Annotated in this window: 15 protein-coding genes, 1 tRNA gene and 1 riboswitch; of the genes, 5 read left to right on the plus strand and 11 right to left on the minus strand. The window is 61.8% G+C overall.

From position 1 onward, the window contains the following. Positions 1 to 30 precede the first annotated feature (30 nt). A riboswitch (SAM riboswitch) is annotated at positions 31 to 109 on the minus strand. Between the two features lie 73 nt (positions 110 to 182). Continuing rightward, positions 183 to 1,280 (plus strand): 2'-deoxycytidine 5'-triphosphate deaminase, encoded by a 1,098-nt coding sequence (locus tag J5N58_RS13600; protein WP_112827778.1) that lies wholly within the window; start codon positions 183 to 185, stop codon positions 1,278 to 1,280. Here the strand turns inward: J5N58_RS13600 and J5N58_RS13605 are convergent. Further along, positions 1,254 to 2,063 carry an ion transporter gene (locus J5N58_RS13605; RefSeq protein WP_112827779.1) on the minus strand — a complete coding sequence of 270 codons (810 nt, stop codon included), beginning with the start codon at positions 2,061 to 2,063 and terminating at the stop codon, positions 1,254 to 1,256. The genes J5N58_RS13600 and J5N58_RS13605 overlap by 27 nt on opposite strands. 167 nt (positions 2,064 to 2,230) lie before the next feature. Between J5N58_RS13605 and J5N58_RS13610 the strand changes: the two genes are divergently transcribed. Beyond that, a tRNA-Gly gene (locus tag J5N58_RS13610) sits at positions 2,231 to 2,304 on the plus strand. A 17-nt stretch (positions 2,305 to 2,321) separates the two neighbouring features. On the opposite strand, the gene J5N58_RS13615 is transcribed toward J5N58_RS13610, so the two are convergent. Together J5N58_RS13615 and J5N58_RS13620 are read right to left on the minus strand one after the other, a co-directional pair. After that, on the minus strand, positions 2,322 to 3,542 hold the full coding sequence (locus J5N58_RS13615; RefSeq protein WP_112827780.1) for an MFS transporter: 1,221 nt from the start codon (positions 3,540 to 3,542) through the stop codon (positions 2,322 to 2,324). A 73-nt stretch (positions 3,543 to 3,615) separates the two neighbouring features. After that, positions 3,616 to 5,589, minus strand: a complete 1,974-nt coding sequence (locus J5N58_RS13620; protein WP_244711172.1) for a glycosyltransferase family 2 protein — start codon at positions 5,587 to 5,589, stop codon at positions 3,616 to 3,618. Positions 5,590 to 5,647: 58 nt separating this feature from the next. On the opposite strand from J5N58_RS13620, the gene J5N58_RS13625 reads away from it, so the two are divergent. Further along, the gene (locus J5N58_RS13625; protein WP_112827782.1) at positions 5,648 to 6,523 is read left to right on the plus strand and encodes a transporter substrate-binding domain-containing protein; all 876 of its coding nucleotides are present in this window, start codon (positions 5,648 to 5,650) and stop codon (positions 6,521 to 6,523) included. A gap of 26 nt (positions 6,524 to 6,549) precedes the next feature. Here J5N58_RS13625 and J5N58_RS13630 read toward each other — a convergent pair whose 3' ends face one another. From J5N58_RS13630 to J5N58_RS13650, 5 genes are all read right to left on the minus strand, one after another. Then, positions 6,550 to 6,963: a tellurite resistance TerB family protein gene (locus tag J5N58_RS13630; RefSeq protein ID WP_112827783.1), complete on the minus strand. Its 414-nt coding sequence runs from the start codon at positions 6,961 to 6,963 to the stop codon at positions 6,550 to 6,552. Positions 6,964 to 7,035: 72 nt separating this feature from the next. After that, positions 7,036 to 7,758, minus strand: a complete 723-nt coding sequence (locus J5N58_RS13635; RefSeq protein WP_113444345.1) for a thermonuclease family protein — start codon at positions 7,756 to 7,758, stop codon at positions 7,036 to 7,038. 12 nt (positions 7,759 to 7,770) lie between these two features. Continuing rightward, on the minus strand, positions 7,771 to 8,424 hold the full coding sequence (locus J5N58_RS13640) for a S24 family peptidase (RefSeq protein WP_112827785.1): 654 nt from the start codon (positions 8,422 to 8,424) through the stop codon (positions 7,771 to 7,773). Between the two features lie 126 nt (positions 8,425 to 8,550). Beyond that, positions 8,551 to 9,198, minus strand: a complete 648-nt coding sequence (locus tag J5N58_RS13645) for a response regulator transcription factor (protein WP_113444346.1) — start codon at positions 9,196 to 9,198, stop codon at positions 8,551 to 8,553. A gap of 87 nt (positions 9,199 to 9,285) precedes the next feature. Beyond that, positions 9,286 to 9,699, minus strand: coding sequence for a hypothetical protein (locus J5N58_RS13650; RefSeq protein WP_244711175.1), 414 nt, complete (start codon positions 9,697 to 9,699; stop codon positions 9,286 to 9,288). Between the two features lie 101 nt (positions 9,700 to 9,800). Between J5N58_RS13650 and J5N58_RS13655 the strand changes: the two genes are divergently transcribed. Together J5N58_RS13655 and J5N58_RS13660 are read left to right on the plus strand one after the other, a co-directional pair. After that, entirely contained in the window at positions 9,801 to 10,181 is a 381-nt protein-coding gene (locus tag J5N58_RS13655; protein WP_162708168.1) for a DUF952 domain-containing protein, read from the plus strand. Then, a complete protein-coding gene (locus J5N58_RS13660) occupies positions 10,181 to 11,269 on the plus strand; it encodes a quinone-dependent dihydroorotate dehydrogenase (protein ID WP_112827846.1) in 1,089 nt (362 codons plus the stop codon). Before J5N58_RS13655 ends, J5N58_RS13660 begins: the two co-directional genes overlap by 1 nt. On the opposite strand, the gene J5N58_RS13665 is transcribed toward J5N58_RS13660, so the two are convergent. The 3 genes from J5N58_RS13665 to J5N58_RS13675 are packed head-to-tail and all read right to left on the minus strand — an operon-like array spanning position 11,245 to position 13,399. Then, positions 11,245 to 12,588: an MATE family efflux transporter gene (locus J5N58_RS13665; protein ID WP_113444348.1), complete on the minus strand. Its 1,344-nt coding sequence runs from the start codon at positions 12,586 to 12,588 to the stop codon at positions 11,245 to 11,247. The genes J5N58_RS13660 and J5N58_RS13665 overlap by 25 nt on opposite strands. A gap of 33 nt (positions 12,589 to 12,621) precedes the next feature. Beyond that, complete coding sequence (locus J5N58_RS13670; protein WP_113437199.1) at positions 12,622 to 13,131, minus strand: CAP domain-containing protein; 510 nt, start codon at positions 13,129 to 13,131, stop codon at positions 12,622 to 12,624. 1 nt (position 13,132) lies between these two features. After that, complete coding sequence (locus tag J5N58_RS13675; RefSeq protein WP_112827790.1) at positions 13,133 to 13,399, minus strand: DUF6460 domain-containing protein; 267 nt, start codon at positions 13,397 to 13,399, stop codon at positions 13,133 to 13,135. Between the last annotated feature and the right edge of the window lie 29 nt (positions 13,400 to 13,428).

Below are 13,428 nucleotides of genomic sequence, written 5' to 3' on the forward strand. Positions count from 1 at the left end.
CAAAACAAAAAAACCGGTCGCAGGAAGCAGACCGGTTTCACCCCGGTCTCTTTAGCCATTTGTTTAACGTGGCTGCAAGCCGACCGGCCAAATCACCACGGGATAAGGCTGCATTACGCCTATCTCGGGCTTGCGTCAATTCCTTGAGTTTGGTTTTGTCGGCTCCGAAAAGGATGGGCAGAATGATGAGGAATTCGGGGATTTTGGCCGACCGTGCCATCGGCGCACTGTTCGGAGAAGGCCGGTTGAAGAGCGAGGTCATGCTCGACCACGACCAGATCCAGCCGGCGAGCCTCGATTTGCGTCTAGGCTCAAAGGCCATGCGTGTGCGTGCGAGCTTCATGCCGGGTCGCGCCCATACGGTTGCCGAAAAGCTCGAACGGTTGACGCTCCATGAGATCGACCTGAGTGAGGGAGCCGTTCTCGAGACTGGGTGCGTCTATATCGTACCCCTGATGGAAAGCCTCGACCTGCCGGAAGAAATCTCGGCGTCGGCGAACCCGAAAAGCTCGACCGGCCGGCTCGATATCTTTACCCGCGTGATGGTCGATCATGCCCAGGAGTTCGACAAGGTGCCTGCGGGTTACCGGGGACAGCTTTATCTGGAAATCAGCCCGCGGACGTTCCCGATCATTGTCCGGCGCGGCTCTCGCCTCTCTCAGATCCGCTTCCGCGTCGGGCATGCCCTGCTCAACGAGAAGGATTTGCTGGACCTGCACGCAGCCGAGACCCTTGTGGCGAGCGATGCTCCCAACGTTTCCGGCGGTGGCATCGCGCTCTCCATCGACCTCAGGGGTTCGGGCAGCGACGGATTGATCGGCTATCGCGGCAAGCATCATACCGCCGTCATCGATGTCGACCGCAAGGACGCACACGATATTCTGGATTTCTGGGAACCGCTCTACAGTCGTGGCGGCAACGAGTTGATCCTCGACCCGGACGAATTCTACATCCTCGTTTCGAACGAGGCGGTTCATGTCCCGCCGCTCTATGCGGCCGAGATGACACCCTATGATCCGCTGGTGGGAGAATTCCGCGTGCATTATGCCGGCTTCTTCGATCCCGGCTTCGGTCATGCGGCGGCCGGCGGTTCGGGCAGCCGGGCGGTGCTCGAGGTGCGCAGCCATGAAGTGCCCTTCATCCTCGAACATGGCCAGGTGATCGGCCGATTGGTCTATGAGCACATGCAGGAACACCCGCAGGGCCTTTATGGCGCCGGCGTCGGTTCGAACTATCAGGCCCAGGGCCTCAAGCTATCCAAGCACTTCCGCCGGGGTTGACCGTCCCTCGGCGCGTATCATGGCCACCTCGCGGCGAAGCGCCCGCAACTCGTCGAGGATCTGCCTTTGCTCTTCAGCCATCTTGTCCTGCGCATGCTGTGTCGGGATCTCGTGTTCGGCCTGCATCGAGGACACGATAATGCCGATGAACAGGTTGAGCACGGTAAATGATGTCGCGACGATGAACGGGATAAAGAACACCCAGGCAAGCGGGTGCAGCGCCATGACCGGCCGAACCACCTCGCTCGTCCATCCCTCGAGTGTCATCACCTGAAACAGTGTGAAGGCGGAGGTGGCGATCGAGCCGAAGAGATTGGGAAAATCCGCAGCAAACAGCTTTGTGGCCGCGACGGACGAGACATAGAAGACGAGGCCGAGCAGCAGGAAGATCGATCCCATGCCGGGAAGGGCGGAAAAAAGCCCGCCCACGACCCTGCGCATCGACGGAACCGCGGAGATCAACCGGAAGATCCGGATTACCCTCAGTGCGCGCAGGATGGAAATGCTCTCCGTCGCGGGGACGATCGAAATGGCGATGACGCCAAGATCGAAGATGCGCCACGGCTCGCGAAAGAAATCCCGGCGATAGACCAGAAGCTTTGCCACGAGTTCGAGCACGAAAAGGCCGAGCAGGAACTGATCCGCCCAATGCAGAAAATGACCGAAACGCGCCATCAGTTCGGGCGAGGTCTCAAGCCCGAGTGTCAGCGCATTGGCAAGGACCAGCGCGGTGATGGCGGATTCGAAGGCGTGGGACTCGATGAGCCGGCGCAAGGCATTCATGATGAAACCGTAGCAACAGAAAAGAGAGAATATCCGAAGCGCATCTTGGCGGCCCGAGGTTAATATCTTCCCTTGGAAATGATCTGTAGGGCACCCCGCGCGTTCGTCTCGTCCGCGGCTTTCACTCTTGACATGACGCTGCAACTGTTGGAACTGTGCGGGCCGTTGCGGGTGTAGCTCAATGGTAGAGCAGCAGCTTCCCAAGCTGAATACGAGGGTTCGATTCCCTTCACCCGCTCCAGCTTTCCCGATTGTGCTTCATGTCTCGTTTTTGTGGCTCATGCCTATCCGCTCCCTGAGCGGCAACAGGCCGGCAAGCGTTAGAAGTGTGAAGATTGCCCCGCCGATGAAGGTGCCGGTTGGGCCCATGCCGTCCCAGATCGCGCCGGCGATCACGCTTGCAAGAAGCAGCGCCAGACCCGTCACCAGGTTGAACATGCCAAAGGCAGTCCCCCGCAACGTCGGTGGCGCCGTATCTGCGACCAGCGTCGACAGCAGGCCCTGCGTGAAGCCCATGTGCAGACCCCAGAGTGTTGCCCCCAATGCAAGGCCGGCAACGCCCGGAGCGAAAGCAAGCACAAGATCGGCGGCAAGCAGCAGGAGAAGCCCGCTCGCAAGCAGCGACAGCCGGTTCATCCGGTCGGAGAGTGCACCGACAGGATAGGCCGACAGGAAGTAGGCGACGTTCATGACCACCATGATTGACGGCACAAGGGCGATGGATACGCCGATATCCTGTGCCTTGAGCACGAGGAAGGCTTCGCTGAAGCGCGCCAGCGTGAAAGCCGAGCCGACGATCACCACCCACCAATAGGTCGCTCCGAGCTTGGCGAGTTCCTTGCGGCTGAGCGGTGCACGCACCTTGTGCTGGCCGTCACCGCGCTTCGGGTCCTCGACCGCAAAAACGGCCAATCCCGCGGAAAGAAAGGCCGGAACCACGGCGATCCAGAAAACGAGCGTGAAATTTTCGGAGAAGAGCGCCATGAAAAGGATAGCAAGCAGGGGGCCGAGCAGAGCGCCCGCGGTATCCAGCGATTGCCGGAGGCCGAAGGCTGCACCGCGCAGGTCGGGCGGCGTTATGTCGGTAATCAAAGCATCGCGCGGCGCCCCGCGAATACCCTTGCCGATGCGGTCGATGAAGCGGGCCGCTACGAGAAAGCCGATGTGAGGCGCGAGCGGAAAGATCGGCTTGGTCAGGGCCGCGACCCCGTAACCAAGCGCCACGAGCAGTTTTCTCTTGCCGAGCCAGTCGCTCAGGGCGCCGGAGAAGACCTTGGTGATCGCAGCGGTCGCTTCCGCGATGCCTTCGATGATACCGACCGCGAGTGTCGATGTGCCGAGAACGCCGACCATGTAAAGCGGCAGTAGCGCATGGATCATTTCCGAGGAGATGTCCATGAAGAAGGAGACGAAGCCGATGGTCCAGATGCTGCGCGGCACTCTGCGCCAGGCAGCGATTGCCGTCCTCTTGTGGCCCATCGTCCGAAGCTCCGGTTGGTCCGACGCATTGAGGGCGGCGGTGGTGAAGATGTTCGGGATTCGGCCGCTGCCGTCAAGCGGGCTCGGGGCTCGTCTCGGCGGATGGCAGAGTCGCTGCCTGCGGCGATTGAGCTGCGATCGGTTGATGCGGTGTCTTGTTCCAGAAGAATGGGCGAGAGCGGAGCTCGAACACGGCGCGCCATGCGGCGACGGAGGTCATGACCCAGTAAAACGGAACGCCGGCCCAGCGACGTCCGATCCGCTTCTTCTCATGCTCGGTCATCGCGGCAGCCCCAAGCGCAAGGAAGGCCGCATAGCTGCCGAAGATGTTGATGAAGTCGATCGAGAAGAGCACCGCCTGCAGCAGGCCGATGTTTTCCGCCGGGCTTTGCATCATCGCAATGGCCGATGAAGCGAGGAAAAAGATGATGGCGGGGTGGGCGAGCGAGGAGATGAGCATGCCGCCCACCATCAGTTGGACCACGAGAAAGGCGATGACGCCCATCTCCCGTGCCGTCCTCACCGGCTCGCGCATCAGCACCAGCCAGGTCTGCAGCCAGCCCTTGAACCAGCGGGTTCGCTGGCCGAGCCAGACAAGCGTTGTGGTCGGCGCATCCTCCAGCGTCTGGCGGCGCATGGTTTGCGAGCGATAGCCCTGCCGATAGAGGCGCATGCCGAGATCGGCATCCTCCGTGACGTTGAAAGGGTCCCATGCGCCGACTTCGATAAGCGGGCGGGTGCGGAAATGGTTGGAGGTGCCGCCGAGCGGCAACGGCATCCGGTAGCGGGAGAGAACGGGCAGCAATCGCCGGAAGAGTGCCGAATATTCAAGCGCGAACAACGCGCTCATGTAGGATTGTTCGATATTGGTGATGATGAGCGGGGCCTGCAGGCAGGCGACTTCCGGTGGCGCCGCCAGGAACCTCGCATGGGCTTCCCGCAACTGGCCGGGATGTGGCCGGTCCTCGGCGTCGTATACGGCGACATAGGCGCCCCGTGCGCCGGCAAGCGCATAGGTCAGTGCCTTCGGCTTCGTGCGGGGCGCCACGGGCGGAACTTCGACGATCTCGATGTGCGGACCGGGCGCAAGTGCCCGGATTGCCGAAATCGTTGCCGCGTCGTCGGCCTCGCATACCAGCTTGATATCGAGCCGGGACCGCGGCCAGTCGAGACGATCAAGCGCAGCCAGAAGCTGCGGCACGACATCCTGTTCCCTGTAGAGCGCGACAAGAACCGTGTAGACGGGCAAATCGCCGTCCTCCCGGTTTGCGGGCAGATGGCTTTTCGGGCGATTACCATGGAAGAGAGCGGCAAGACGAAGCTGTAGTGCCGCGAGATAGAGCAGGGACAGAACGATATGGGTCGTCAGCACGGCCTCTTCCGGGAGAAGCAGGAAGAACGCAATGGCGAGGCTGAGCAGGGTGCCGGAGAAAAAGCCCTGCCGTCCCGTCATGACGATGCGAGCCGAATGCCGGGGGTGCTGTTCGAAAAGGTGATTGACGCTTCGCTCCACCCGCCGTTCCGCACCGGCTCTCCAGGCGACCGCCCGGATTGCCGAAGGCGTCGCGATCGCCAGCGCATTTCGAAGTGCGGGAAAACGCTGAAGCCGTTCGATCAGGTGGTCTATGCGCTTGGCTTCCGGAGCGATCAACGTGACAGGCGGGCGGCTCGCATCGTGCAGGCGGATCGTGCAGGGCCGTTTCAACTGGCTGTCGAGCCCCCGGTGATCGACGACTGCCGTCTCGGGAATGGTCTCGACGAAGGGCAGCCGCAATAGCCTGGCCATGGCTTCGTAATAGGCCTCTTCGCGCACGTGACCGCTGGTCAGCAGTTCCCGCTCGATCGTCGTGCCGTTCGCAATGGCCGCGCGGCCCATGCGCGCGATTAGCGGCTTTGCGAAGCCCAGTGATTTCAGGATCAACGCTTCGGCCTGCAGCGAGGACAGATTTCCCGAACCGCCATCCGTCGTTGCCATATTTTCGGATTTTTCACGCAATGCCGCTGTGGCGGCCGCGTGCTCCGGACTGCCGTATTCCCCGATCTGCATGACTCTGTTACATCGTCATACGTGATGACGCCCCACATACCCCTGGATCGGCATGATAATGAAACACTCCACGTTTTCATCCCCGGATTTCAGGGGGTTGCAGCTTATAATTGCATATCTTCTGGCGGTTCTTTCCACATTTTTCGTTCCCGGCACGGCTCGCGCCGATGACATGCCGGTCATGTTCGACGTGCGCGAGCGGCTGGTACGGCCGGATCTTTCGACGCTGCTGCGGTTGCGCTTTCTCACAACCACGGATTTTCCACCGTTCAATTTCACCGACCAGACCGGCCGGCTCGCAGGCTTCCATGTGGAGTTGGCGCGCGCCATCTGTATTGAGCTTGGCATCGAGAACAAGTGTCAGATTCAGGCCTTGCCCTATGCCGAGCTTGAGACGGCGTTAAACGGCGGACAGGGGGAAGCGATCATCGCCGGGGTCGCGGTGACGGAGGAGATGCGCAGGCGCTTTGCATTCACCCGGCCGTTCATGATGCTGCCGGCGCGGTTCGTTCGCAACAGGCAGGCGGAGCTTGCGGGGCAGGATGCCCGCGCCTTGTTCGGCCGCCCCGTCGGTGTCATGAGCAATACGGCCCATGAGGCCATGCTCAAGGCCTTCTTTCCCGATATTCGCGCGGTTGGGTTCACTGACCGGGCTGCGATGCTGGAGGAACTGAAGCAGCGCAAGATTGATGCTGTTTTCGCCGACGGCCTTCAGCTCTCGTTCTGGGCATCGGGTGAGGCCTCCGCCGGCTGCTGCACCCTGTTCGACGGGCCTTATGTGTCGGAACGTTTTCTCGGCGAAGGCCTGACGGTCATGGTGCGCAAGCAGGACGCGAACCTCGCGCAGGCGCTGGACAGCGCACTCGCAGCCCTGTCGCACGATGGCCGGCTGGAGGAAATCTACCTGCGGTATTTTCCCTACGGACTGTTCTGAAACGGCGTCTCGGTCACCGGTGCCACTCAGAGCGAACGGTAGCGGATGACGGCGGAATGTTCGATCGCCGCGCAGGTCAGCTTGTCCAGGTTGAGGCGGTCCCGAAGCAATTGCAGGAAGCGGATTTCTTCCGGCTTGACGGCAAGATCGACGGCCATGATCTCGACGGCGAGCGCATAGGCAGCGCGATAGGCATGAGGCGGCAGCGCGTCTTTGATTGTCTCGAGTGCGATATCGAGACCTTCCTGCCCGGCGAGGATCTCCGCGCAGCGCTGCGAAACCTCGATCAACCGCTCCTTTTCGAAGCTTGCGAATACCGGAAGGATGTCGATCAGTTGGCCGATCCGGCGCAGTTCTTTCTCGTTCATCGAGTTGTCGACGGCGGAGGCCATCACCATGACGAAGATAAGGGCGTCATGGGGCGTTACGCGGTTTGTCATCTGCTCAGGGTTCCTCGTTGTTTTGGCGGAGAGTAGGAAGTGATGGCGCCGCTTTCAAGTTCGCCCCGCGGATCAGCGCGGATCGCCGCCGAACAGTCCAAGACGCGCCGAACGCGCCTTTTCGGTCAGCGGCCGAAGTGGTGAGCCCTGTGGGGTCTCGACCCAGCCGTTTTCCGCAAGCCAGGAGGAAAGGTCGATCTCTCCGAGCCGGCAACGGGTTTCAAGCGTTCCCTGCCATTCCGCGCCGTCGACGTCGCAGGTGACTGTGCGGTTTCTGATGAACAGCCGCTGCTGCGTGCGCGCCAGCATGCCGCATGGCCATTGCGTGCCTCCGGCGCCCGTGCATGTACGGGCCGGGTCCGTCGGCTCTATGTCGGCAAGCTTCAAGATTCTGTCCCCGAAGGTCAGAATGCCGGCTTCCGCAGTCTGCGGCCGAGGCAGGGCGATGCCTTCGCCTTGCCCCGTCGCGGTTTGTGTGCCGGAAGACTGCTGTGGTTGCGTCTGCGCAATGATGGTTCCGGTGGATGCGGCCTCCGCCGCATTTTTTTCAGGCAGGCCTGCGGACTGCTGTTCGCCATCCTGTGCCGCTGGTTCGAGCGCGGAGGATGCTTCCGACGAAATCTCCGGTTCCGCCGCCGGCGGAACATCTGTGATGTCGATAGTCTCCATGGTCGACGGATCGAACTCGGACGCGGTCTCTTCGGCCGTGTCGATATTGCGCGCACCCGCGACGACGGCGATCCCCCACAGCGTCAGGCCGGCAAATCCGATGACGAGCGTCGATGCTGATCGCATAGGTCGTAATTCCTATTGGCTTGCCCAGATGATGCGGGCGATCCACTCGACATCGGCCATGTCGAGATTGCGGTTCGGATGTTCGGGGTTGAGGGAGATGAGTTCGATCGCCTTCGCGGTCTGCCGCGCCAGCACCTTTGCCATCACCTCGCCCTCGCGAGTCTTGACCACCACCCGGTCTCCACGGCGCACTTGAGCGCCCGGCTCGACGATCAGAACGTCGCCGTCACGGTAAAGCGGCTTCATGCTGTCGCCCTGTACCTCAAGCGCGTAGACGCCGGCTTTCAGACCCGGGGCCGCCGGAAATTCGACGAGGTCCCAGCCCTGGCCGGCCGGAAATCCGCCATCGTCGAAGAACCCGCCGGCGCCTGCCTGCGCAAAGCCGAGAAGCGGGATCGATCCGGCCTGCGGCGGAAACGTGCCGTTCGGAACGCCGTCGCTCTGCATGTAGCTCATGAACTGGTCGATGCTGGCACCGGTTGCCTCCAGGACCTTGGAGATCGATTCCGTCGATGGCCAGCGCATGCGGCCGTCGGACGCGATCCGCTTGGATTTGTTGAACGACGTGGGATCGAGACCGGCGCGGCGCGCCAGTCCGGAGGGGGTCAGGTGATGCCGTTCGGCAAGCCTGTCGATCGCGGCCCAGATCTTGTCGTGCGAAAGCATTGTCGCCCATGCTCCAAGCCCTGACGCATTCCTTCCTGCCGGGCGCTGGCCGCGATTCTAGCGAAGCCATTCCCTGGAGTAAAGACCAAAGAGGAATAAAATCCTCTTTGGTCTGCTGCCGGTCCGTCAGGCGACCATCGCCATGTTGATCTTGCTGAGCTGGATCACGGCCTGGGTACGGCTGTCGACCTTGAGCTTCAGCAGGATGGCCGAAACATGCGCCTTGATGGTCGCTTCCGAAACGCCGAGTTCATAGGCGATCTGCTTGTTGAGCAGTCCTTCGCCGAGCATGCCGAGAACACGGCTCTGCTGCGGGGTCAGCGTGCGCAGGCGATTGATGAGATCGGCAACATCCGGATCCTGTTCCTGCCCGCCATGATAGAATTTCGGGGTCCAGATATCGCCTTCGAGGACGGACTGGATCGCCGCGCGGATATCGTCGATGCCGGAGGATTTCGAGATGAAACCGGAGGCGCCGAGTTCAAGCGCACGGCGAATGGTGGTCGGATCGTCGGAGGCCGACACGATGACGATTGGTAGGCTGGCGAATTCTGCGCGCAACGCCATCAGGCCGGAAAAGCCGGAGACGCCTGGCATTGCGAGATCGAGCAGCAGCAGGTCCGCTTCCGGATGGGCGGATGCGGCCTTGCGGGCTGCCTCGAAATCACCGGCTTCGATGATCGTCTGTTCGCCTTCTAACCCCCCGACAGCCTGTCGAAGCGCTCCGCGGAAAAGCGGATGGTCGTCTGCAATGATGAAAGTGGATGCCGTCATGTCGAAGCCCCCTCCCAAGAGCGAAGTCCTTACGCCGCGCCGGCGGATGTTTTTCTTTTAGCCGCTGCTGTGAATATATACAATGGTCTATGTTTTGTTCGAAGAACCATTCTCTTCTTGTTGCTTGAACTCTTCCACCAGTCCGAAGAAGGCGCGCATGAAGCGTTCCATGATGCCGATGGAGCGTTCGATCTCCTCGTCGGATGGCAGGTCTTTTCCTGATTTCGCAAGCGGTTGACCGTCTCCCAACGTCTTTTCGATTGCTGCGACTCTTTTCTCCAGACGGTCCAGTTCCTCTTCATAGGCCGCGCGTTCGTCGGCGGCCATCCGGCAGGTCAGCGTGCCGTCTTTCTCCTGGCAAAGCGTCAGCGCGCCGGTCCTGCGGTCGAGCCGCACGAAACTCGAATCGGTCTTTTCGAGTGTGAAACGGGTGGTGTCGGCGTCCTGGGCAAGGGCCTGAGTGGCGCCACAGGCCAGCACACTCAGCAGCGGCACTGCCATCAGACTTATCGGCTTCATGCATCTGTCTCCCGAAATGACCCGACACCGAAGGATGAAGCGGTGATGGGCGTGGACAAGCCGGGCACTTTCCGGCAAACCGCATGCATCGATCGCATCGGAGACGGAAGGACGCGCCCTTGCAACGCATCATATACAAGATCGTGCCGCAGGAATTATGGCAAGAGGCGCGGGCCGAAGGTATATTTCGCGGCGCGGCCATCGACCTTCAAGATGGCTATATTCACTTCTCGACGGCGGAGCAGGCCGTGGAGACGGCGCAGCGTCATTTCGCCGGTGTTGCCGGCCTGCTGCTGGTCGCCGTGGAGGCGGCGGCCCTCGGCGATGCGCTGCGTTACGAGCCATCGCGGGGCGGGGATTTCTTCCCGCATCTTTACGCCGACCTGCCACTTGGCGCCGTGCTTTGGGAAAAGCCGCTGCCGCTGAAGCCGGACGGCACCCATGACTTTCCGGAGATGGCATGATGATCGATGCATTCAGGACTTTTGCCCGCCGCGGCCTTTTTCTCTTTGATGCCGAAACGGCACACGGCATGTCGATCGCTGCGTTGAAATCCGGCCTCCTGCCGGCCTGCCGCCAGTCCGAGGATTCCCGGCTTGCCGTAACGGTCGCGGGTCTCCGCTTCCCAAACCCGCTCGGCATGGCCGCAGGCTACGACAAGAACGCCGAAGTGCCGGACGCTCTCTTACGCCTCGGCTTCGGTTTCGCCGAAGTCGGCACGCTGACGCCGAAGCCGCAGTCCGGCAACCCGAAGCCACGCATTTTCCGTCTGGAGCGGGACATGGCGGTCATCAACCGTCTGGGCTTCAACAATGAAGGCCATGAGGCGGCTTTTGCGCGTCTTTCCGCCAGGCGGCCTTCCGGCATCGTCGGCGTCAACATCGGCGCCAACAAGGACAGCGCGGATCGCATCGGCGATTATGTCCTCGGTATCAGGCGCTTCCAGTCGGTTGCGGATTATTTCACCGTCAATATCTCGTCGCCGAACACGCCCGGCCTGCGCGACCTGCAGGCTCGCGAAAGTCTGGCGGCTCTCCTTTCCGCCGTTCTCACGGCCCGCGACGAGGGTGCGAAGGCGACCGGCAAGCGGCGGCCGGTCTTCCTGAAGATCGCGCCGGATCTGACCGAAGAGGGCATGGACGACATTGCCGAAGAAGCGCTGACCCACGATCTCGATGGCCTGATCGTTTCCAACACCACCCTGTCGCGGGAGGGGCTTGTCGATGCCCGTCTTGCCGATGAGACCGGAGGCTTGTCCGGGCGGCCTTTGTTCGAAAAGTCGACGGCGGTTCTCGCGCGCATGCGCAAGCGGGTCGGTGCCGCGCTTCCGATCGTCGGTGTTGGCGGTGTTTCGTCTGCCGAGACGGCACTGGAAAAGATCCGCGCGGGCGCCGACCTGGTGCAACTCTATTCCTGCATGGTGTATGAGGGGCCGGGTCTTCCCGGTAGCATCGTCCGAGGTCTCTCGGCGCTTATGGATCGGGAGAAGGTGAACTCGGTTTCGCAGTTGCGCGACACCAGATTGGATCACTGGCTGGCGGTAAAGGTCTGAGCGAGCTTGCGCGGCAGGATCGCGGCAAGGGTGAGGCCGCGGAGTGCCAGAAAGACGTTCAGCGCCAGCCAGAGGCCGTGATTGCCGAGCGTCGGGGCAAATAACGCAAGCGCTGCACAATAGCCGGCAAGCGCGACGAGCATCATGTTGCGCATCTCGCGCGACCATGTTGCCCCGATGAAGACGCCGTCCATCTGGAAGGCGAGCGCACCGGTCAGTGCCGTGAGCGCTGCCCAGGGCAGAAAATCGCGCGCCAGCGCCCGCACGGGCTCAGAGGTGGTCATGACGTCGATCAGCGTGCCGCCGAGAACGAGGAAGAACAGGGCGCAGACCGAGGCAAGCCCGAACGACCAGATGGCCGTGAGCCGGATTGCCCGTTCGAAGCCGATGCGGAAACGGGCGCCGACGGCCCTTCCGGTAATCTGCTCGGCGGCGTTGGCCATGCCGTCGAGGAAGAAGCTTGCAATCAGGAAGAAATTCATCAGCAGCGCATTGGCCGCCAGCAGTTCCGGTCCGAAAAGTGTGCCGATCCGGGTCTGCAGCGTGAAGGCGGCCACCAGCGCCAGGGAACGGATCATGATGTCGCGGTTGATGGAAAACAGCGCTTTCAGCTTTTCGCGGGATAGAACGACCGGCAGCTTGGGGCGCGGGGTTCCGCGAAAGGCAAACAGCATGTAAGCGAGCCCGGCGATGAAGGCGACGGCTTCGCCCGCCAGCGTTCCCCAGGCAACACCGGCAATGCCGAAATCGAGCCAAAGCCCCAGCCAGATCGACAGGACGATGTTCACGCCGTTGAGCAGGATCTGCAGGGCAAGTCCGATGGAGCCCCGCCCCATGCCGAGCACCGAGCCCAGCAGGGTGAAGTTGCCGAGCGTCAGCGGCGCTCCAAGCACGCGGATAGCGAAATAGGTCGCAGTCGCCTCGGCAACCCGTCCTTCCGCACCCATCAGCACGATGCCGATGCGCAGGATCAATGGCGAAGCCGCAAGGACGACGACGCCGAGGCCGATTGACAGCAGAAAGGAGCGGTAGAAGACCGCCTGCTGTTCTACCCGATCAGCCCTACCGAGCGCCTGCGCGGTCAGTGCCGTGGTCGAGGCGCGTACGAAGCCGAAGGCGGCGAAGATCAGATCGAAGAGAACGGCTGCAATCGCCAGCCCCGCAAGAGCTTCCGCCGAACCGGTGCGTCCCACAACTGCCGTTCCGGTGAGACCCAGCAGTGGCGTGGTGACGAAGCCGAGCGTCATGGGGACGGCGATCGACAGCACCAGTCGATGTGTCACCGCGAAGGAGTTCTGCTGTCTGCCGGCCTGATCCATGCCATCGCTCTTTTCCGGCCGGGCGGGAATCGCTCAGGCCGATAGCACCATGGCCCAGAAAGGTCTGTTGGCGGAAGAGGGCGCGTGGGCCACGGCAACGCCAAGCCCGTTATATTGGCCGAGCATGTTTTCGAGATGCTTCTTCGAGTCGATCCAGGCCTGTACCGCCCGCTCGACCGTGTCCTGGCCCGTTGCAATGTTTTCAGCGGCAGGCAAAGGCACTTCACCGGCTTTCATGCGGCTCAGAAAGCTGTCGTTGAAGCCGATCAGATGGGACATCTTGTCGGCCCTGGCCATACGTCGCGCCTGGAAGATCGCCGCCGTCTCCGCCGCCGGGTTCTTGGAAAGCGCGCCAAGTCCCTTCTTTGCGCGCAGCGCGTTGACGAGCGGAAGTGCCGCGTCCGTCTCGGGCTTGGCCGTGTCGTCCGAAACTGTCAGCACTTCCGTGCTGCGGCAGCCGGCAAGAGCGATCGCGAGCCCGCTGCCGGCAAGAATCAGCAGGCCGCGGCGCTGCAATGGCTGAGCGATGACGGAAAGCTGCATGTCAGTTGCGGCTATTGAAAAGACGAAGAACGATGAAAACCGGTATGACGACAGTCGCCCCGAGCAGGAGATAATCGCCGACCCGTCCGAGCGCGGCGAAGCCCCTGTACCAGAGTTCGAGGAAGAAATGACGGATGCCTTCCACGATGTCGAGCGGATAGATGCCGAAGACGGTCATGATGAAACCGACGATCAGCGATACGACCACAAGCTTGACGAGGGTCCGGCCCGGTGTGTCGCCCAGAAATCTGTTCACTCGATCCGACATGCAAATCTCCTGTTTCGCCTGAGATAGGT

Origin of the sequence: Paenirhizobium cremeum (assembly GCF_022884085.1) — a bacterium.
Classification (GTDB): domain Bacteria; phylum Pseudomonadota; class Alphaproteobacteria; order Rhizobiales; family Rhizobiaceae; genus Allorhizobium; species Allorhizobium cremeum.

What these genes read in the sequence shown, in the direction of transcription:
- J5N58_RS13635 (WP_113444345.1), bottom strand. Translation starts at nt 7,758, where the DNA reads ATGCGATCAGCATCGACGCTCGTCATCGGATTTGCCGGCCTGACGCTG.
- J5N58_RS13675 (WP_112827790.1), bottom strand. Translation starts at nt 13,399, where the DNA reads ATGTCGGATCGAGTGAACAGATTTCTGGGCGACACACCGGGCCGGACC.
- J5N58_RS13605 (WP_112827779.1), bottom strand. Translation starts at nt 2,063, where the DNA reads ATGAATGCCTTGCGCCGGCTCATCGAGTCCCACGCCTTCGAATCCGCC.
- J5N58_RS13660 (WP_112827846.1), top strand. Translation starts at nt 10,181, where the DNA reads ATGATCGATGCATTCAGGACTTTTGCCCGCCGCGGCCTTTTTCTCTTT.
- J5N58_RS13625 (WP_112827782.1), top strand. Translation starts at nt 5,648, where the DNA reads ATGAAACACTCCACGTTTTCATCCCCGGATTTCAGGGGGTTGCAGCTT.
- J5N58_RS13645 (WP_113444346.1), bottom strand. Translation starts at nt 9,198, where the DNA reads ATGACGGCATCCACTTTCATCATTGCAGACGACCATCCGCTTTTCCGC.
- J5N58_RS13650 (WP_244711175.1), bottom strand. Translation starts at nt 9,699, where the DNA reads ATGGCAGTGCCGCTGCTGAGTGTGCTGGCCTGTGGCGCCACTCAGGCC.
- J5N58_RS13655 (WP_162708168.1), top strand. Translation starts at nt 9,801, where the DNA reads ATGCATCGATCGCATCGGAGACGGAAGGACGCGCCCTTGCAACGCATC.
- J5N58_RS13600 (WP_112827778.1), top strand. Translation starts at nt 183, where the DNA reads ATGATGAGGAATTCGGGGATTTTGGCCGACCGTGCCATCGGCGCACTG.
- J5N58_RS13640 (WP_112827785.1), bottom strand. Translation starts at nt 8,424, where the DNA reads ATGCTTTCGCACGACAAGATCTGGGCCGCGATCGACAGGCTTGCCGAA.
- J5N58_RS13615 (WP_112827780.1), bottom strand. Translation starts at nt 3,542, where the DNA reads ATGGGCCACAAGAGGACGGCAATCGCTGCCTGGCGCAGAGTGCCGCGC.
- J5N58_RS13670 (WP_113437199.1), bottom strand. Translation starts at nt 13,131, where the DNA reads ATGCAGCTTTCCGTCATCGCTCAGCCATTGCAGCGCCGCGGCCTGCTG.
- J5N58_RS13630 (WP_112827783.1), bottom strand. Translation starts at nt 6,963, where the DNA reads ATGACAAACCGCGTAACGCCCCATGACGCCCTTATCTTCGTCATGGTG.
- J5N58_RS13665 (WP_113444348.1), bottom strand. Translation starts at nt 12,588, where the DNA reads ATGGATCAGGCCGGCAGACAGCAGAACTCCTTCGCGGTGACACATCGA.
- J5N58_RS13620 (WP_244711172.1), bottom strand. Translation starts at nt 5,589, where the DNA reads ATGCAGATCGGGGAATACGGCAGTCCGGAGCACGCGGCCGCCACAGCG.